The organism is Acinetobacter calcoaceticus DSM 30006 = CIP 81.8 (genome assembly GCF_000368965.1).
Classification (GTDB): Bacteria; Pseudomonadota; Gammaproteobacteria; order Pseudomonadales; family Moraxellaceae; genus Acinetobacter; species Acinetobacter calcoaceticus.
In genome coordinates, this window is the sequence record NZ_KB849784.1 from 2,641 (window position 1) to 23,206 (window position 20,566).

Annotated in this window: 16 protein-coding genes and 1 pseudogene; 3 read left to right on the forward strand and 14 right to left on the reverse strand. The window is 39.4% G+C overall.

The genetic code is table 11. The annotated features are described in order from the left end of the window. The 4 genes from F936_RS17270 to F936_RS17285 form a co-directional block, all read right to left on the reverse strand. On the reverse strand, positions 1-945 hold a 945-nt coding region (locus F936_RS17270; RefSeq protein ID WP_005049842.1), incomplete at its 3' end, for a BapA/Bap/LapF family prefix-like domain-containing protein. Positions 946-1,402: 457 nt separating this feature from the next. Then, on the reverse strand, positions 1,403-2,905 hold the full coding sequence (locus F936_RS17275; protein WP_004639176.1) for a cation:proton antiporter: 1,503 nt from the start codon (positions 2,903-2,905) through the stop codon (positions 1,403-1,405). Positions 2,906-3,147: 242 nt separating this feature from the next. Then, on the reverse strand, positions 3,148-4,047 hold the full coding sequence (ypfJ, locus tag F936_RS17280; protein ID WP_003655486.1) for a KPN_02809 family neutral zinc metallopeptidase: 900 nt from the start codon (positions 4,045-4,047) through the stop codon (positions 3,148-3,150). A gap of 26 nt (positions 4,048-4,073) precedes the next feature. Further along, complete coding sequence (locus F936_RS17285) at positions 4,074-5,003, reverse strand: DUF808 domain-containing protein (RefSeq protein ID WP_005049845.1); 930 nt, start codon at positions 5,001-5,003, stop codon at positions 4,074-4,076. A gap of 207 nt (positions 5,004-5,210) precedes the next feature. Between F936_RS17285 and trpS the strand changes: the two genes are divergently transcribed. Then, entirely contained in the window at positions 5,211-6,224 is a 1,014-nt protein-coding gene (gene trpS / locus F936_RS17290; protein ID WP_003655481.1) for a tryptophan--tRNA ligase, read from the forward strand. Between the two features lie 408 nt (positions 6,225-6,632). Here the strand turns inward: trpS and sucD are convergent, their stop codons facing one another. From sucD to sdhC, 10 genes are all read right to left on the reverse strand, one after another. Next, positions 6,633-7,523, reverse strand: a complete 891-nt coding sequence (sucD, locus tag F936_RS17295; protein ID WP_004639173.1) for a succinate--CoA ligase subunit alpha — start codon at positions 7,521-7,523, stop codon at positions 6,633-6,635. Between the two features lie 14 nt (positions 7,524-7,537). Then, the gene (sucC, locus tag F936_RS17300; protein WP_003655470.1) at positions 7,538-8,704 is read right to left on the reverse strand and encodes an ADP-forming succinate--CoA ligase subunit beta; all 1,167 of its coding nucleotides are present in this window, start codon (positions 8,702-8,704) and stop codon (positions 7,538-7,540) included. A 147-nt stretch (positions 8,705-8,851) separates the two neighbouring features. Continuing rightward, on the reverse strand, positions 8,852-10,285 hold the full coding sequence (gene lpdA, locus F936_RS17305) for a dihydrolipoyl dehydrogenase (RefSeq protein WP_004639170.1): 1,434 nt from the start codon (positions 10,283-10,285) through the stop codon (positions 8,852-8,854). 61 nt (positions 10,286-10,346) lie between these two features. Then, complete coding sequence (gene odhB / locus F936_RS17310; protein ID WP_005049848.1) at positions 10,347-11,537, reverse strand: 2-oxoglutarate dehydrogenase complex dihydrolipoyllysine-residue succinyltransferase; 1,191 nt, start codon at positions 11,535-11,537, stop codon at positions 10,347-10,349. Beyond that, the gene (locus tag F936_RS17315) at positions 11,537-14,377 is read right to left on the reverse strand and encodes a 2-oxoglutarate dehydrogenase E1 component (protein WP_004639167.1); all 2,841 of its coding nucleotides are present in this window, start codon (positions 14,375-14,377) and stop codon (positions 11,537-11,539) included. Before F936_RS17315 ends, odhB begins: the two co-directional genes overlap by 1 nt. A gap of 157 nt (positions 14,378-14,534) precedes the next feature. Continuing rightward, complete coding sequence (locus F936_RS17320; RefSeq protein ID WP_002116082.1) at positions 14,535-14,663, reverse strand: hypothetical protein; 129 nt, start codon at positions 14,661-14,663, stop codon at positions 14,535-14,537. Positions 14,664-14,946: 283 nt separating this feature from the next. Then, entirely contained in the window at positions 14,947-15,657 is a 711-nt protein-coding gene (locus F936_RS17325) for a succinate dehydrogenase iron-sulfur subunit (protein ID WP_003655458.1), read from the reverse strand. Positions 15,658-15,671: 14 nt separating this feature from the next. Continuing rightward, positions 15,672-17,507, reverse strand: coding sequence for a succinate dehydrogenase flavoprotein subunit (gene sdhA, locus F936_RS17330; protein WP_003655456.1), 1,836 nt, complete (start codon positions 17,505-17,507; stop codon positions 15,672-15,674). Positions 17,508-17,519: 12 nt separating this feature from the next. Beyond that, positions 17,520-17,885: a succinate dehydrogenase, hydrophobic membrane anchor protein gene (gene sdhD, locus F936_RS17335; RefSeq protein ID WP_003655454.1), complete on the reverse strand. Its 366-nt coding sequence runs from the start codon at positions 17,883-17,885 to the stop codon at positions 17,520-17,522. Then, positions 17,885-18,286, reverse strand: a complete 402-nt coding sequence (gene sdhC, locus F936_RS17340) for a succinate dehydrogenase, cytochrome b556 subunit (RefSeq protein ID WP_003655453.1) — start codon at positions 18,284-18,286, stop codon at positions 17,885-17,887. Before sdhC ends, sdhD begins: the two co-directional genes overlap by 1 nt. A 497-nt stretch (positions 18,287-18,783) precedes the next feature. On the opposite strand from sdhC, the pseudogene F936_RS19670 reads away from it, so the two are divergent. After that, a pseudogene (locus tag F936_RS19670) lies at positions 18,784-18,864 on the forward strand (hypothetical protein); the annotation flags it as partial. Positions 18,865-19,229: 365 nt separating this feature from the next. Further along, the gene (gene gltA, locus F936_RS17345; protein ID WP_003655451.1) at positions 19,230-20,504 is read left to right on the forward strand and encodes a citrate synthase; all 1,275 of its coding nucleotides are present in this window, start codon (positions 19,230-19,232) and stop codon (positions 20,502-20,504) included. The last annotated feature ends 62 nt before the right edge of the window (positions 20,505-20,566 follow it).

Here is a 20,566-nt window from a genome sequence, read left to right on the forward strand (position 1 = left end):
TGTCTCGTTCACCGGATCAATCACTGGTGCTGCTGGTGCTGTGGTATCTACTGTATATGTTTGTGTGTCGTTAACAGTGCTGCTATTACCTGCTGCATCTGTAAACGTTACTTTCGCATCAATCGTTTTATCTGTATCAGCAACCAAACCACTACCTGGTACGCTTACTGTCCATGTACCTGCAACCTTGTCTACAGTCGCGGTATAAGTCACCCCATTAATAACAACTGTAACGGCTGTATTCGCCGCATCTGTTGGAATATTTTTAAGAACACCAGTAATCGTAACGTTACCAGCTGCTTCTGATGAGTTGATTACATTATCTGAAGTAACAGGATTAACTGAGAAAGTTACCCCATCTGTATTTGGTGGTGTTGTGTCGGTAGGTGTTGAAGAGTCGTCATCATTGCTATCACTGTTTGATGCTGCGGCAATAATACCACCCGCAACTAATGGGATAGCCCATAACCATGGGTTGATGCCCGCATCGTGATAAAGCAATGGTTCAATTGAAGAAATAGGCTGATAAATAACATCAGACACTAACTCTTGTGGTGCTTCTGCAGGTAAAGCAGCTGGTAAATCTTCAGCTACGAGTGCTTGTGGTTCAACATCACTGTCGGCATCGGCATCGGCATCGGCATCGGCGTCTGCATCATTTTCAGCATCTTTGAATTTTGCCCAAATTAACTGTCCATTTTCGTCTTGGAAAACCAGGCTGTTATCTTTAGGCTCAGCTGTTCCACTAAAGAAGCCTTCAATAACAATTGTCTCGCCATTTTTAAGGCGAATGACTGCATTGGTTCCCTCCCTATTCACCACCAATACATCACTGGCAGCCACTTTTACTAATACCACCGACGCTTCTGTAAGCGATGCGGAAGTTCCCTTGATGGTTGACAAGGTGTCGTGACTATCCTTGGCAATAATTTGTATTTCAGGCATATCTGTATTCCTTTTATATTATTGATTTAAATGATTTTATGTATAATTCTTTTTACTTAATGTTTTCAAGTTTTTGACCTACAACTTAAAAACATTAAGTAATGTGATCATTTTTACATTAACCACTTTAAAATAAAAAAAACAAATACTAAAGTACCTATAGAAAAAATTTTAATTAATACAAATTATATATAAGTCCTCTTTAAGTTTTTCTTGTTTTAATTTAATGAAAAATTGCGTTAAATGTTTTATATATAAAACAAATTTCTTACTTTATTATTTACCATTTGTTGAAATGTCATTTAATTAAAATATTCATATAACAATTATTAATATCTTAATAAAATAAAATATATTATTAATGATATATATAGAAAAAAAAGGCTTTAGGTAATATTTCACTATTACACTAAAACCTAATTTTTAAATATCTTATAAAATTTAAAACTGCAAATATTTAGAAATTATCAGGACTCTCAAATCGTTTTACTTCTTGTAACTTATTTGGGTCATGCATTGTTGCAATTCCATCTTCAGTTTTTTGGTCTACCAGAATATCTGGATTAAAAACGGTAATCGTTTCTCTACCCAGTGCATCTTCACCTACAATATATTGAAAGCCTCTCCGATTCATCTTATGACACAATCTTTGATATAGACCTTTTAGTCCTTCGGTTTCTTCATTCGGATTGTAATAAAAAGCATTCATCACAGCAGGAAGACCCAGACCACATACGATGCCTGATAACAACACACTAATAAAAGTATAGCCAATCAGGATACTGCTATATGGACTTAATGCGGGAATATTGGCCACTGCCAAAATCAATGCAAGTGAAATTCCGCCTCGTACCCCACCCCAAGATAGAATCGTTAGACTACCATTATAACTTTTCATTTTCCGCATGTTCGGGAAAAAGGCAAAAGCCATGAAGTTGGCCGCAAAACGAGAGATATGAAGTATAAAGAATGCAACAATACCACCTAAAATTAGGCTAAAGTTTAAATCAAGAATAAATAACTCTAAGCCAATTAAAGTAAACAGGAATGAGTTGATGATTCCTTCTACGGTATGCCAAAAATGATTAACTTCTTGAATCTCTCGCTCTTCTCGTATTTCTTTCCATTTGTTTCCAACAATTAAACCGCCAATTACACAAGCAATCGGTGCTGATGCATGGGCAAACAAAGCAACCAAATATGCTCCACTCGCGAGCAAAGCTGTTGTGAGAATCAGAGACTCCATTTCGTGTTTACCACGTAATAGACGTAACACCCCTACCCCAAATGCCCAACCAATCCCGACCGCAACAACGATTTCATAGAGTAAAGCTTCTAGTGTCGCTATCAATGAGAAATGTTCGCCCTGTAAAACATTGAGCAAAGTCATAAATAATGCAATACACATTGCATCATTAAATAGAGACTCGCCTTCTAGCTTAACAATCAAATGATGCGGTGCACGAATCGAACTCAGTACACCTTTAATACCAATAGGGTCTGTTGCTCCTAAAGCTGCACCTAAAAGTAAAAGCACCAGAATTGGTACATGATATCCAACCAGTAGTTGAAACCCATAGAGCAATCCACCAAATAAAACGGCGCAAATGACTAATGCAATGGTGGCCAAAATACTGATTTGCTTCCAGTAACTTCTTAAATCAGAAATTTTAAATTTAAGTGCTGAAGAAGTTAGAATAAAACAGATCACACCATTAATTAAAAAATCGTAGAAGTCGATATTGCGTACTACTTCCTCAATATGGTGGATATTGATGGTAATAAATTCGTTACCATTTAACAGACTAGCCCCCCATTGCAAAATAAAGACAAAAATTGCCGAAACCAGAGGTACACCAATAGCCTGTGGAAAGCCCAAAATACGCTTATTAAAAATCGTGGTGGCTATTGAGAGCGCAAAAACCACTGTAAGTGCTTGTAGTAGAAAAAAATTACCCATGAATACCCTTCTTCTGGGTCAACGACCAAATAAAAGAAACTTTGCTAGATCGACCAAACTGAACAAAAAATCTGGCATTAACAATGCCATAATCTTAAAAACAAAAACTAGAACACAAGTTTAACGAATTGATTGAACAATCCATCACTCTGTTAAATTTCTTAACATTATTTATAGTTATGATCTAAAGGAAAATGGATGAGCTTCTTAAATATATTTAACAAGACTCACCCTATAAAATCTTAAACTGGATTGTTAAAAGTATCACATTGGTTAATATCGCCAGTTTTTAAACCGACCTGAAACCAGTGCATTCGCTGTTCACTACTACCATGAGTAAAGCTATCTGGAACAACCTGACCAGTAGAGCGCTTCTGTAAATAATCATCTCCAATTTTTTGAGCAGCATCCATCGCTTCTTCTATATCACCTTGCTCTAAAAATTGAGTACGTTGCTGATTATGACTCGCCCAAATACCAGCTAAACAATCGGCTTGCAATTCTTGGCGAACAGATAATTGATTACCTTCTCTCTGGCTTGCTTGTGCACGGGCTTGTTGTACTTGTGAGGAAATACCAAGCAAGGTTTGAACATGATGCCCTACCTCATGGGCGACAACATAAGCTTGAGCAAAATCGCCAGCCTGATCTTGTCTGGAAAGTTCAGATTGGTTTTGCTCACCAGAAATTCCCATTTGCTGACGCATATCTTTAAAGAATTCTGTATCGATATAAACCTTCTGGTCTGCCGGACAATAAAATGGCCCCATTGCAGATTGGGCAGTACCACACCCTGACTGAATCATGCCACTAAACAACACCAATCTTGGCGGTGTATATGTTTTACCTAACTGTTTAAATATAGGAGTCCACGTATCCTCTGTATCAGCCAAAACAGTTCCAACAAAATCAGAGGCTTCTTTTTGCTCGGCTGTTAAACTTTCTGGTGCAGTTGCATTTGACTGTTGTGATGCAGTGACCTGCTGAGTTGCCTGATAAGCTTGTTGTGGATCAACCCCAAAAAACTTCCACGCAACAAATGCAACAACCAAACCAATAATGCTGATACCACCTGCTCTAACACCGCCACCACCTCGACGGTCTTCAACATTGGTACTAATTCGACGACCTTTCCAGCGCATAATTTCCCTCTTATTTTAGAATGGCATCATGAACCCGATGCTTTTTTTGGCCACATTTTTTGTATTAAGCTCACGATTAATAGAACAATTGCACCTGCAACAAGTCCTATTCTCAAATTAATTAGTGTGGGTGTTAAAGCGCCAATAATATTTCCTACCGCTGGTATAGTCTCAACATGATCAACTGTATTCTCAGTCAGATGGTGAAGTAATGGAATCGTATGGTTAATAATCCCACCGCCTACCAAAAACATCGCGATAGTGCCGACAATAGAGAGTAATTTCATCAAAATAGGTGCAAATGCGAGCAAGCCACGACCTAAAGTCTGCTTAAAAGATGCCGTTTGATCCGTTAGATATAATCCAAGATCATCAATCTTAACAATCATGGCAACCAAGCCATAAACACCAATCGTCATCACAATTGCAATAACACTTAGAACGCTTACCTTAGTCATTAAAGTAGCTGTAGCAACTGTACCGAGGGTAATCACGACGATTTCGGCAGATAAAATAAAGTCTGTCCGAACAGCACCTTTGATTTTATCTTTTTCAAATGTTGCTAAGTCTAATTCTTCATTTTCAAGCTCTGCTTTGGCCTCCTCTGGAGTAGAAGACTTTTTATGCATAATGGTATGAAGAACTTTTTCTACTCCCTCATAACATAAAAACAAACCACCTAGCATTAACAAAGGGTTAATGAGCCAAGGCGCAACCACACTAATTAATAGTGCTAAAGGTACTAAAATGAGTTTGTTAACAAATGAACCCTTCGCCACCTTCCAAACGATAGGTAACTCTCGGTCTGAGCGGACGCCTGTCACTTGCTGAGCATTCAAGGCTAAATCGTCACCTAAAACTCCGGCAGTTTTCTTTGCTGCCACTTTGCTCATTAAAGCAACGTCATCTAAAATTGTTGCAATATCATCTAGTAATAAAAGTAAGCCACTTGCCATTTCTTATCCAAGTTTGTATTTATTACGCTATTGTAAGATGATTTTTTTGAATTTCTGTAATTTTACTGAATAAATTCACAATATTATTTTAAGAAAAGTTTACCCAATCGCTGACGAATTTTTTTTATTTCCCGTACAATAATGCCAATCTTTTATATTGCAGGGCTTACTACCCCTGATTAAGCCAATAAGACAGTGGAATAAATAATGAGTAATGTTGATCAGCGTCCAATTATTTTGACAGGCGACCGCCCAACCGGACAACTTCATCTTGGGCATTTTGTCGGTTCTTTGCGTTCTCGTGTAGGTTTACAGGATAGCCATCATCAACATCTCTTATTAGCAGATGCTCAAGCATTAACAGACAATGCAGATAATCCAGATAAAGTCCGTCGCAATATTTTGGAAGTTGCTCTAGATTATTTAGCTGTAGGCATTGATCCAACAAAAACCACGATTTGCGTACAATCATGCTTGCCAGCACTGAATGAGCTCACCATGCTCTATCTTAACTTCGTGACGGTTGCACGCTTAGAACGTAACCCGACCATTAAGTCTGAAATTCAAATGCGCGGTTTCGAGCGTGACATTCCGGCTGGTTTCCTCTGCTACCCTGTTGCACAAGCTGCTGATATTACTGCTTTCAAAGCGACTGTAGTTCCAGTGGGTGAAGATCAGATTCCAATGATTGAACAAACCAATGAAATTGTACGTCGAATAAACCGTCAAATTGGCCAAGACCTTTTACCTGAATGTAAAGCTTTGCTTTCAAATATGGCACGTTTACCTGGTTTTGACGGCAAGGCAAAAATGTCTAAATCATTAGGCAATACCATTGTTTTAAATGCTTCTGATAAAGACATCAAAAAAGCTGTAAATGCAATGTATACCGACCCAAATCATCTTCGTATTGAAGATCCAGGTCAGGTTGAAGGAAACATTGTATTTACTTACTTAGATGCATTTGATCCAAATAAAGAAGAAGTTGAAGAATTAAAAGCGCATTATCGTCGCGGCGGTCTAGGTGATGGAACTGTTAAAAAACGTCTTGAGGGTGTTTTGAAAGAATTGATCACCCCTATCCGTGAACGTCGTGAAGAACTTGCTAAAGATCCTGATTACATTATGGATGTTTTACGTCAAGGTACAGATAAATGCCGTCTTATCACTCAGCAAACCTTAGATGAAGTTAAAGACGGTTTAGGGTTATTTAAATTCTAATGCTATTTATAACGAAAAGCCCTTCGGGGCTTTTTTTTGGCTCATTAGACTCACTTTTTTAGAATTCCTAATATATTCCTTCTTATTCACATGCTTTTACCCTATTAACGTGAAGTAACACTTATTAACGCTAATAGCGATGAAGAATTTCTTAACTATCTCTATTATTCATTGTGTAGGTTACATCATATGAACCTCAGGACATTTCTCCTTCAACCGAAACTGTTTTTTACAGATTCGTTGTTCTACGCAATGATCACCCCAATCATTGCGTATTTTTTTGCTTAAACATTTTATTTTGTCTTCTTTAGAAATATTATTTTTGATGAATTACTTTTAATTTTAGAGATAAAAAAAACACCGCATCATTTTCAGATACGGTGTTTTTTAAGATTCAGGATAAAGCGATTAAGCTAAACCTTTCTCTTTTAAAACTTTCAACATTGTTGAACCAAGCTCAGCTGGGCTACGAGTGTAAGCCATTCCCGCGCGTTCAAATGCAGCGAATTTCTCTTCAGCAGTACCTTGACCACCAGAAATGATCGCACCAGCGTGACCCATACGCTTACCTTTAGGTGCAGTTACACCAGCAATGTAACCTACTACAGGCTTAGTCACGTTAGATTTGATGAATTCAGCAGCTTCTTCTTCCGCTGTACCGCCGATCTCACCGATCATGATGATAGCATCAGTATCTGGATCGTCTTGGAACAATTGAAGAGCTTCGATTTGGTTCATACCTGGGATTGGGTCACCACCAATACCGATACAAGTAGATTGACCTAAACCAAGCTTAGTTGTTTGAGCAACAGCTTCATAAGTCAATGTACCTGAACGTGAAATGATACCAATACGACCTGGTTGGTGGATGTGACCAGGCATAATACCGATCTTACATTCACCCGGAGTGATCACGCCTGGGCAGTTAGGACCAACTAAACGAGTACCGTTACCGTTAGTTTCTAAGTAGCGTTTTGCTTTAAGCATGTCGATTGTTGGAACACCTTCAGTGATCACAACGATTAGGCCAACACCTGAATCAACCGCTTCAACGATAGAGTCTAAAACGAATGGAGCTGGTACATAGATTACAGATGCATCTGCATTTGTTTCACGTACAGCTTCTTTCATTGTGTTGAATACTGGCAAGTCAAGGTGAGTTGTACCACCTTTACCTGGAGTAACACCACCAACAACTTTTGTACCGTAGTCTAAAGCTTGTGCAGAGTGGAAAGTACCGTTTTTACCAGTAAAACCTTGTACCAATACTTTAGTGTCTTTATTAATTAATACGCTCATGATTGATACTCCCCTTACGCTTTAACTGCAGCTACAACTTTTTCTGCGGCATCAGACAAGCCGTTCGCAGAAATTAATTTCAAACCAGATTCATCAAGTAATTTAGCACCTAATTCAGCGTTGTTACCTTCTAAACGAACAACAACTGGAACAGTTACGTTTACTTCTTGAACCGCTGCAATAATCGCTTCAGCAATCATGTCACAACGTACGATACCACCGAAGATGTTGATTAAAACACCTTGTACAGATGTATCAGCAAGGATGATTTTGAACGCTTCGATTACACGTTCTTTAGTTGCACCACCACCAACGTCAAGGAAGTTTGCAGGCTGACCACCATAAAGTTTAATGATGTCCATAGTTGCCATTGCAAGACCAGCACCGTTAACCATACAACCAATGTTACCTTCTAAAGCAACATAGTTAAGATCAAATTCAGATGCTTTTAACTCACGCTCATTCTCTTGAGATTTGTCACGTAAAGCAGCAACTTTAGGTAAACGGTAAAGCGCGTTAGAGTCGATACCAACTTTTGCATCTACACATAAAATATCGCCATTTTCACGAACTGAAAGTGGGTTAATTTCGAATAATGCAAAGTCATTTTCTACAAATGCTTGGTAAGCAGCAGCCATAATTTTAACAAATTGGCTGATTTGCTTGTCTTTCAAACCTAAAGCAAACGCAACTTCACGCGCTTGGAATGGTTGTAAGCCAACTAATGGATCAACTTCAACTTTGATAATTTTTTCTGGAGTTTCTTCTGCAACTTTCTCGATTTCTACACCACCTTCTGTAGAAGCCATGAAAGTAATACGACGGCTAGAACGGTCTACAACCGCGCCCAAGTAAAGCTCGCGCTCAACTGGATATACGTCTTCAGCAACAATAATGCTGTTTACAGGTTGACCATTTGCATCAGTTTGATACGTTACAAGACGAGTACCAATAATGTTGTTTGCAAATTCGATAACATCTTCTTTAGATTTTGCAACTTTAACGCCACCAGCCTTACCGCGACCACCAGCATGAACTTGCGCTTTCATTACCGCGAATTTACCACCAAGCTGTTCGAATGCAGCAACTGCTTCGTCTGCATTGGTTGCCAAGATACCTTCTTGTACCGGCATACCATATTCTTTCAATAACGCTTTAGCTTGATACTCATGTAAGTTCATTTAGTTACCTACTTAACTTTGTTTGTTGTCTTCAATTTGCGCAACATTCTCATGTTGTATATGCAAATTGCTGTCTACCTCTATCACCTTGATGTTTTTTTAATCACACCATCAAATGTGAAAAAGAGCGGAGAACCGCTCTTTATTTTATTTACGCTTACGTTGAATCGCGTGAATTGCACGACCATCTACAGCAAGTGCAGCTTCATGAACAACTTCAGAGAATGTTGGATGACCAAATGTCATTAACTGAAGATCTTCAATAGAAGATACAAATTCAAGTGCGATCATACCTTGGTGTACGATATCAGATGCAGCAGGTCCAATGACATGCATACCTAATAAACGGTCAGTTTTTGCATCAGCAACAAACTTAACGAAACCAGCACCTTCACCCGCTGCTAAAGCACGACCATTTACAGCAAAACCGAATTGACCAGTTTTAACTTCATGACCTTTTTCTTTAGCTTGTTCTTCAGTTAAACCAACCCATGCCGCTTCCGGATGTGTATAGATAACAGAAATGATTGTGTCATAGTTCACTTGAGCTGCATGACCGTGGATACGCTCAACAGCCATTACACCTTCTTCCATTGCTTTATGAGCAAGCATTGGACCGCGAACCAAGTCACCAATTGCATATACACCTTCTACAGAAGTTGCACAGTAATCGTTTACTTCAACTAGACCACGTTCAGTCAATTTAATGCCTGAATCATCTGCCAACAAACCTTCTGCATAAGCTTTACGGCCTACACAAACGATTAATTTGTCAAAAGTCTGAGTTTTTTCTTCGCCACCTTGAGTGTATTTAACAGTCACTTCGCGACCATTAACTTCAGTACCAGCAACTTTAGCGCCAATACGAATATCAAGACCTTGCTTAGTTAAAAGTTTTTGGTAGTCTTTTGCCAAAGCTTTATCAGCCATTGGTAAAAATGCATCCATTGCTTCAAATACAACAACTTCAGAACCAAGACGACGCCAAACAGAACCAAGCTCTAAACCGATTACACCAGCACCAATAACACCTAAACGTTTAGGTACTTCTGGGAAATTTAATGCGCCAGTTGAATCAACAATAATATCTTGATCTACAGGAGCTACTGGAATATTTACAGGTACAGAACCAGACGCAAGAATCACGTATTTAGGTTCTAAAACTTGAGTCTCACCTTCGTGTGAAACAAACTCAACTTTTTTACCAGCAAGTAATTTACCAGTACCTTTTAACCACTCAATACCGTTGCCTTTAAGCAATTGATCGATACCACCAGTTAATTGGTCAACAATTTTGTCTTTACGAGCAAGAAGCTTAGCAAGATCAAAATTCACTTCACCTGTAGTAATACCGTGATCAGCTAAATGATGCACTGTATCTTCATAACGATGAGAAGAATCAAGTAATGCTTTAGAAGGAATACAACCTACGTTTAAGCATGTACCACCTAAAGATGGCTTACCGTTGTGAATACGTTTTTCGATACAAGCGACTTTAAAGCCTAGTTGAGCCGCACGAATTGCAGCTTCATAACCACCAGGACCACCGCCAATAACAACAAGATCAAATTGTTGAGACATTGTTTATCTCCATGGTCCGAGATAGAGGATCACTCTATCTCGGTAATATTATTCGAAGAAATTAAAGATCAAGGATGAGTTTAGCTGGTTCTTCTAACAATTCTTTGATTGCTACCAAGAAACCTACTGCTTCTTTACCATCGATCATACGGTGGTCATAAGAAAGCGCTAAATACATCATTGGCAAGATTTCAACTTGACCATTTACAGCCATAGGACGCTCTTGGATTTTGTGCATACCCAAGATACCAGTTTGCGGCTGATTCAAAATTGGAGTTGAAAGTAATGAACCGAAAGTACCACCGTTAGTGATAGTGAAAGTACCACCAGTCATTTCTTCGATAGATAATTTACCATCGCGCGCTTTAGCAGCATAAGCACCAATACCTGCTTCAACTTCTGCATAGCTCATACGATCAGTATCACGTAATACTGGAACAACAAGACCACGATCAGAAGATACTGCAACACCGATGTCATAGTAACCATGATAAACAATATCATCGCCATCAATTGAAGCATTTACCGCAGGATAGCGCTTAAGTGCTTCAGTTACAGCTTTAACAAAGAATGACATGAAGCCTAAACGAGCACCATGGCGTTTTTCAAACGCATCTTTATATTGCTTACGCAATTCCATGATTGGCTTCATGTTAACTTCGTTAAATGTAGTTAACATTGCAGTTTCTTGAGTTGCAGAAAGAAGACGCTCAGCTACACGCTTACGTAAACGAGTCATTGGAACGCGTTTTTCGATACGCTCACCAACAGCTACGCTTAACGGAGTAACGTTAGCAGCTGGTTTAGTTTGATGGTTTGCCACATCTTCTTTAGTGATACGACCACCGCGACCAGTACCTTGTACGTCAGCAGCAGCAATACCAGTTTCAGACAAAGCTTTACGAACTGCAGGAGCTTGACCAGATACAGCTTCAGTGCGCTCAACAACAGGAGCTGCACCAGCTTGAGTTTGAGCAACTGCTTGCTCTACTGCAGGAGCAGCCGCTGCACCAGCACCAGCTTCAAACTGAGCAATCACTTCGTCAGAAAGAACTGTATCGCCTTCACCTTTAATGATTGCAACTAAGCTACCATCTGCAGGAGCAACCACTTCTAAAACAACTTTGTCGGTTTCAATATCACAGATTACTTCATCACGTGATACAGGTTCACCCACCTTTTTATGCCAAGTTGAGATGGTTCCATCTGCAACAGACTCTGGGAATACCGGTGCTTTAATTTCGGTTGCCATTATTGAGAATCTCCTGATTGTTCAGCTTCGATTGCCAATGCATCATTAATTAGCTGAGCTTGTTGTTTTGCATGCAAGTACGGTGAGCCACAAGCTGGTGCAGCAGAAGCTTCACGACCTGCAAAACTGATACGGATTTGTTTGCCAGATTTTAAGATATCGTCGTATAAACGCGGTGCGATAAATAACCAAGCGCCTTGGTTCTTCGGCTCTTCTTGTGTCCAAACAAGTTCTTTCACGTTTGGATATGCAGCCAAGATTTCCGCAAGACGTTGTTCTGGGTATGGATATAACTGTTCAATACGTACAATTGCGACGTTAGTTAAGTTTTGTTCACGACGTTTTTCGAGTAAGTCGTAATAAACTTTACCACCACAAAGTACAAGACGAGTTACATCTGACTTGTTAATTTGATCGATTTCATCAATTACAGTCTGGAATGAACCATTTGCAAGCTCTTCTAAAGTAGAAGTAGCAAGTTTATGACGAAGTAAAGATTTCGGTGACATTACGATCAATGGCTTACGAATTGGGCGTACAGCTTGACGACGTAATGCATGGAAAATCTGTGCAGGTGTCGTTGGAGTGATCACTTGCATGTTATCTTCAGCACATAACTGTAAGAAACGTTCTAAACGAGCTGACGAATGCTCTGGGCCTTGACCTTCGAAACCGTGTGGTAACAACATTGTCAAACCACAAACACGTTCCCACTTAGTCTCGCCAGAAGCAATAAACTGGTCAATTACAACCTGAGCGCAGTTTACGAAGTCACCAAATTGTGCTTCCCAAATAATTAAGCTCTTAGGAATTGTAGTTGCATAACCATATTCAAATGCAAGAACAGCTTCTTCAGATAATAAAGAATCGTAAATTGCAAAACGAGGCTGGTTTTCTTTGACATTGCAAAGTGGAATATATGTTGAACCATCTACCTGATTATGCAATTTTGCATGACGGTGTGAGAATGTACCACGCCCAACGTCTTCACCAGTAATACGAACAAGGTAATCTTCATCAATCAAGGTTGCGTAAGCTAAAGTTTCAGCAGCACCCCAGTTCAATGCAATTTCACCAGTTTGCATTTTCACACGATCTTCAATTACTTTTTGCACTTGACGCTGCATAACAAATCCTTCCGGAAGTTTGCTCATGCCTTCGCCTAATTCTTTTAAGCGATTTAAGTCAAATGAAGTATCCCAATCGTCTGTATAGTCATGGCCCAAATAAGGTGTCCAATCAACAAACATTTTTGTATTTGGTTCAAGTACTAAAGCGTTTGCCACATGGTTTCCGGCTTCTAAATCTGCACGGTAATCTTCAACCATTTGGTCTGCTTCAGCACGATCAATTACTTTTTGTTGAACAAGCTGATCTGAATAGAGTGTACGAGTTGTTGCTTTTTTAGCAATCACTTGATACATCAATGGTTGTGTACCAGATGGCTCATCTGCTTCGTTATGACCACGACGACGGTAACAGAACAAGTCAAGCACAACATCTTTACGGAATTCGTGACGGAAATCATGTGCTAATTGAGTAGCAAAGATTACTGCTTCAGGATCATCGCCATTCACATGGAAGATTGGCGTCTGAATCATTTTTGCAACGTCAGTACAATATTCAGTAGAACGCGCATCACGTGGGTCAGAAGTTGTAAAACCAACTTGGTTGTTTACGATAATGTGTACAGTACCACCAACCGTATAGCCACGAGTTTGTGACATCTGGAAGGTTTCCATGTTCACACCTTGACCTGCAAATGCAGCATCACCATGAACAATTACTGGCAATACATCATCACCGCCGATGTCTCTACGACGCACTTGACGTGCACGCACAGAACCTTCAACTACAGGACCAACGATTTCCAAGTGAGATGGGTTAAATGCTAATGCCAAGTGAACTTCGCCACCTGGAGTCATTACATTACTTGAGAAACCTTGGTGGTATTTAACGTCGCCAGAACCTTTCTTATGAATAGCCTTACCTTCAAACTCGCCAAACAAGTCTGCAGGGTTTTTACCCATAATATTAACAAGAAGATTTAAACGGCCACGGTGTGGCATACCAATAACAACTTCTTTACAACCAACAGCACCAGCACGTTGAATGATTTCATTCACCATAGGAATAAAAGATTCACCACCTTCTACACCAAAGCGTTTAGCACCAACGTATTTATTACCTAGGAATTTTTCAAGCCCTTCTGCAGCGGTTAAACGCTCCAAGAACCCTTTCTTTTGATCATTTGTAAAATTAAGCTGACCACGAACACTTTCAAGACGCTGTTGAATCCAACGTTTTTCTTTTGTGTCCACGATATGCATATATTCAACACCGATTGAACCACAATAGATTGCTTCCATTGCTTCAATCATTTCAGCAAGCGTTGCTTCGCTTTTGCCAATCTCAAGATTGCCTGTGTTGAATACTGTGTCTAAATCTGATTTGGTTAAACCATGTGCTGAAAGATCTAAATCAGGAATATCTTCACGCTTAGCAAGACCTAATGGATCTAATTTAGCTTTTTGATGTCCACGATTACGATAAGCAGCAATAAGTTGTAAAACGCCAATTTGACGACGTTCATGCTCAGTACTTACCGTACTTTGTACAACAGGTTGAACACGATTAGCATTACGTCCTAGTAATAGGAATTGCTCACGCACAGCGCCGTGTGGTTGGTCACCCTTTGGATATTTATCGAAATATTGGCGCCAGTCCTCAGCTACAGAGGTTGGGGAAGACAGGTACTGCTCGTAAAGTTCTTCAATATACGCTGCACTATCAGCGGAAAGTTCAGTGTCAAGACGCAATGCGTCAGCAACTTCTTGCATTTGTGGACCCATTTCCTATTGCAAAAAATATTACAGGCTGCCTTTTAAGCACACCCATGATGCATAATGCCAAATTGGTAAAAAAGGCATTACTTACCCAACAGGTCTTTAAGACCATGGGGCGTCATACTACCTAGAGAGGAAACTCCATAGGTAATTAATGAATCACAACACCCTCAATGGCATCATCACTCACCTTATACTCGATTAAAACCGAGCAATTTTTTGCAAATCTTTTTAGAAAAATTAACTTTAAAATTAACTTTTCTAAAATGACTTTAACCATAAAAATTAAGCACAGATCTAAGATCGTGCTACTTAAATTAATTTCACTAGTATACGCTTTTTTCACCTATAACTTTGTGGCAAATCGTATCATGTTCTTAACGAACGATTGATTTTTTTGACACATACCACCTATAAACTGGCGAAATACATATGCGATTTTATCTTTTAATATATGGTGCAATATATAAAAACCTCATCTTTTTCGACCAAAGTCTAAAGTTTACATTATAAAGTTAAAAAAAAACGCACATCAAGGATGTGCGCTCTCTATTTGTGCAGAATTAACCCGCTTGATCTAATAGCATATTACGGATGTGACCGATTGCTTTTGTAGGATTTAGACCTTTAGGACATACTGACACACAGTTCATGATACCTTTACAACGGAACAAACTGAATGGATCGTCAAGACGAGACAAACGGTCTGCAGTAGCAGTATCACGAGAATCAATAATAAAACGGTATGCATTCAACAATGCTGAAGGACCCAAGAACTTGTCAGGGTTCCACCAGAATGATGGGCATGAAGTTGAACAACATGCACAAAGAATACATTCATACAAACCGTTTAAGTGTTCACGCTCTTCTGGAGATTGTAAACGCTCTTTAGGTGGAGCTGGTTGGTTATTGATCAAGAATGGCTGAATCTTGTCATATTGATCATAGAATTGGTTCATATCAACAACCAAATCTTTAACTACCGGCAAACCTGGTAATGGACGAATTACGATTTTCTCTGGTAAATCATTCAGGTTTTCTAAACAAGCCAAACCATTTTTACCATTGATATTCACACCATCCGAACCACAAATACCTTCACGGCAAGAGCGACGGAATGTTAACGTTTCGTCTTGAACTTTCAATGCAAGTAATGCATCAAGCAACATACGGTGCTTATCAGTCAATTCAAGCTTGAAAGTTTGCATGTACGGCGCTTTATCCTTATCAGGATCATAGCGGTAGATTTCGAATGTACGAGTACCTCTACTCATCTTTATACTCCCGATTAGAATGTACGTGGTGCTGGCGGAATTGCATCAACAGTCAACGGTTTGAAGCGCACTGGCTTATATTCCAAACGGTTATCTGATGAATACCATAACGTATGTTTCATCCACTCATCATCACGGCGACCGTATGAATAAGTTGGGTGATCAGCTGGTAATTCATAATCAACTACAGTATGCGCACCACGACACTCTTTACGCGCAGCAGCTGAAATCAGAGTTGCTTTTGCAACTTCATACAAGTTTTCAACTTCAAGTGCTTCAACACGCGCAGTGTTAAATACTCTAGATTTATCTTTCAAGTGGATATTACGCACACGTGGCTCAAGAGCAAGAATCTCTTTTACACCCTTATCAAGCAATGCTTGAGTACGGAATACACCAGCGTGATCTTGAACGATATCACGAATTACATCAGCAACTTCTTGAGCATTTTCACCAGAAGTTGAGTCATCCAACTTACGTACACGAGCTAGTGTTTGCCCCAATACATCTGTTGGAAGTGGTGCGTATTCATCACCATGATGCTTAGTTACGTAATCGATAATGTGCTCACCAGCAGCTTTACCAAATACAACCAAGTCAAGAAGTGAGTTCGTACCTAAACGGTTTGCACCATGTACTGATACACAAGAACATTCGCCAATTGCATAGAAACCTTTTACAGGTTTAGTGTAGTTGTCTGTACCCACTTCAGGTAAACACACCTGACCATGCATATTCGTAGGAATACCACCCATTTGATAATGGATTGTTGGTACTACAGGAATCGCTTCTTTTGTGATATCAACGTTCGCGAATTTTTTACCAATCTCAAATACAGATGGTAAACGCTTCATGATTGTTTCAGCACCCAAGTGAGTCATATCAAGTAAGATATAATCACCTTTTGGACCACAACCACGACCTTCTTTAATTTCCTGGTCCATAGAACGTGAAACGAAATCACGTGGAGCCAAGTCTTTTAAAGTCGGTGCATAACGTTCCATGAACGGTTCGCCGTCTTTATTACGAAGGATTGCACCTTCACCACGACAACCTTCGGTCAACAATACACCAGCGCCCGCAACACCCGTTGGGTGGAATTGCCAGAACTCCATATCTTGCAATGGAATACCAGCACGAGCAGCCATACCAAGACCGTCACCAGTGTTGATATAAGCATTTGTTGATGCACGGTAAACACGACCAGCACCACCAGTAGCAAATAATGTCGCTTTTGCTTGGAATACTGAAATGTTACCAGTTTCTTGGTCAATCGCTGTTACACCAAGAACATCACCAGCTTCGTTACGGATCAAATCAAGAGCGATCCACTCAACGAAGAATTGAGTACCCATTTTCACGTTGCTTTGATAAAGCGTGTGCAATAATGCATGACCTGTACGGTCCGCAGCTGCACAAGCACGTGGAACTGGTTTATCACCATAGTTAGCAGAGTGACCACCGAACGGACGTTGGTAAATTGTACCATCCGCGTTACGGTCAAACGGCATACCCATGTGTTCAAGTTCATACACAACTTTTGGCGCTTCACGACACATAAATTCAATTGCGTCTTGGTCACCTAACCAGTCAGAACCTTTTACTGTATCGTAAAAATGGAAATGCCAGTTATCTTCTTGCATATTACCTAACGACGCACCGATACCACCTTGAGCAGCTACAGTGTGCGAACGTGTCGGGAAAACTTTAGTCAGTACTGCAACTTTCAAACCCGCTTGAGCGAGTTGGTAAGATGCACGCATACCTGAACCACCACCACCAACGATCACTGCATCGAAAGTGAGGTTTTGAATATTTGAATAATCTTCTTTAGGGGTTATCGCGCCCATGATGTCTTCCTATCAATTCGCCCAGAAAATCTGGATACCCCAGATTGCGTACACAAACACTGCAATAATGACAGCCGTCGTCAGTACAAGGCGTAAACCTTTCGCTGAAGGACCCATTTGACGAGTAGTGACATAGTCAGTAAAAACTTGCCACATACCAATCCATGCGTGTGCGATAAGCGATAAAATTGCCAATAAAGAAAAAATCTTCATTGGTAATGTCATCATAAAACCAGCCCATTGTTGATAGTCAAATCCGCCTTTGCAGAGAATCCAACCCAAAAGAACAACAGTATAGGCTGCTAGTACAACCGCACTTACACGCTGGATAAACCAATCACGAGAACCTGAACCAGTTAAACCTGTAGCACTTTTCATTAGAACATAATCCATACAAAGGCTGCGATAATGGCTACCACAGATAAGATCAATGAAATTGTCGCTGCAATACGACCACTTTGCAGTTCTTCAGCAAAACCTAAATCTGCAAGTAAGTGCTTCACTCCAGCAATAAAGTGGAATAATAAGCCGGCTACAAATACCCAAACGATAAAACGTACAAGGATATTTCCAAACACGACATTTTTAACGTAGTCAAATCCTTCTGGTGAAGATAATGATTTATCTAAAATCCATAATAGAACTGGTACTAATAAGAAAACGATGACACCTGATAAACGGTGTAAAATTGATGCAATAGCCACGGGTGAGCGTAAATTTACCGCTAACACCTGACCCATGGACAAATTGACAGGTCTGTTGCTTTTCACAGCGGGCATCCTGTAGGTAGAAACTCCGACCGGAGTTTGTTGAATTAATTCCAAGGAAAGCTGGCATTGTTAGGCAAGCACAGCTCATGCCTAACCTATAAACGACACTGAATTATAAAACGCGAAGTATCAAAATACAAACAATCCACTTTCCCATTTAAGCAAAAAACAATTAAATAAGAATCATTCACAATGATATCACCCTATTAACCCTATTAAAAAGGTATACATATTTTCACCATGTTATTGTTTAAAATAACTTTTTATTTAATTTCATTTTTTCTGAAATTTCTTTTAAATAAGTAAGTTTTAGACTAAAGATAAAGTTATAAATTCATCATATAAATAGAAAAATGTTAGTAACTCATCATATTTTCAATAAAAGCTACTATTCAAATAAGTGAACGTACTTATATTCCACCCAAATCAGTCAATCTAAAATACATTTGAGAAAGCAATTTTTACTGCGAATAAGAGTTTTTATTATTTTAATGCAGTTCAATTAGCTATTTTTTATACAATTAAACTTAAAAAAACACCAATATTCTTTGTTACAACTAAATAAAAATAGAGTTTTTTTTGATTAGCAATTTGAAATTACACCATGAGTTTTATGATTTTTTTAATTGGATTGGCATTTTCTACCGACTTGTCATTTTTAATCTTAATTTTAAAATTTGCTTACAATTGTACTCATACTTCATTTTTTTTCTGCACGTTCTTATTGAATTGACTTATTATACGATCCCGATGCAGTGATTTTACTGACTTTTTTTGCTCGGGTCTTGATGACTAACCCTCTGTGGGATCGTCATTTTTTATCCATAAGTATAATTGACAAAATTTCAGTACTCACTAATCTTATAGCAAATTTTGACAGCGTCTGATTCGCACATGAGAACATTAGGATTTCGGGTCAGATCAACATTCACCAGGACAGGAGATCTATTGAATGTCTGAAGCAAATGGCAAAAAAGCCGTATTACATCTTGATGGCAAAGAAATTGGATTACCAATCTACAGTGGCACTTTAGGTCCAGATGTAATTGATGTCAGCAGCATATTGAAAGAAGGTCATTTTACTTTCGATCCTGGTTTTATGGCGACAGCTGCATGCGAGTCTAAAATTACGTTCATTGATGGTGACAAAGGTATTTTATTACACCGCGGTTACCCAATTGATCAGTTAGCAACTCAAGCAGACTACCTTGAAACTTGCTACTTGCTATTAAATGGCGAGCTTCCAACCGCTGAACAAAAAACAGAATTTGATGCCAAAGTTCGTGCTCACACTATGGTTCACGATCAAGTTAGCCGTTTCTTCAATGGTTTCCGTCGTGATGCTCACCCAATGGCAATCATGGTTGGTGTTGTTGGTGCATTATCTGCGTTCTATCACAACAATCTTGACATTGAAGACATCAATCACCGTGAAATCACTGCGATTCGTCTCATTGCAAAAATTCCAACACTTGCTGCTTGGAGTTACAAATACACAGTAGGTCAACCATTCATCTATCCACGTAATGACTTAAATTACGCGGAAAACTTCTTACACATGATGTTTGCTACCCCTGCTGACCGTGATTACAAAGTAAATCCTGTTCTTGCTCGCGCAATGGATCGTATCTTCACGCTTCATGCTGATCACGAACAAAATGCTTCGACATCTACAGTACGTCTTGCTGGCTCTACTGGTGCAAATCCATACGCATGTATCTCTTCAGGTATTTCTGCACTTTGGGGGCCTGCTCACGGTGGTGCAAACGAAGCTGTACTTAAAATGCTTGATGAAATCGGTAGTGTAGAAAACGTTGCCGAGTTCATGGAAAAAGTAAAACGTAAAGAAGTTAAACTCATGGGCTTCGGTCACCGTGTTTACAAAAACTTCGACCCACGTGCAAAAGTCATGAAACAAACTTGTGACGAAGTTCTTGCAGCATTAAATATCAATGATCCTCAATTAGCGCTTGCTATGGAACTTGAGCGTATTGCATTGAACGACCCGTACTTCGTTGAACGTAAACTTTACCCTAACGTAGATTTCTATTCAGGCATCATCCTTAAAGCGATTGGTATCCCTACAGAAATGTTTACGGTAATCTTTGCACTTGCACGTACAGTAGGTTGGATCAGCCACTGGTTAGAAATGCACAGCGCACCTTACAAAATCGGTCGTCCTCGCCAGCTTTATACTGGCCCGACTCAGCGCGATATCAAACGTTAATATTCGAAAGAAAATTAATGATAAAAAAGCTGCCTTCTGGCAGCTTTTTTTATTGAGGTATA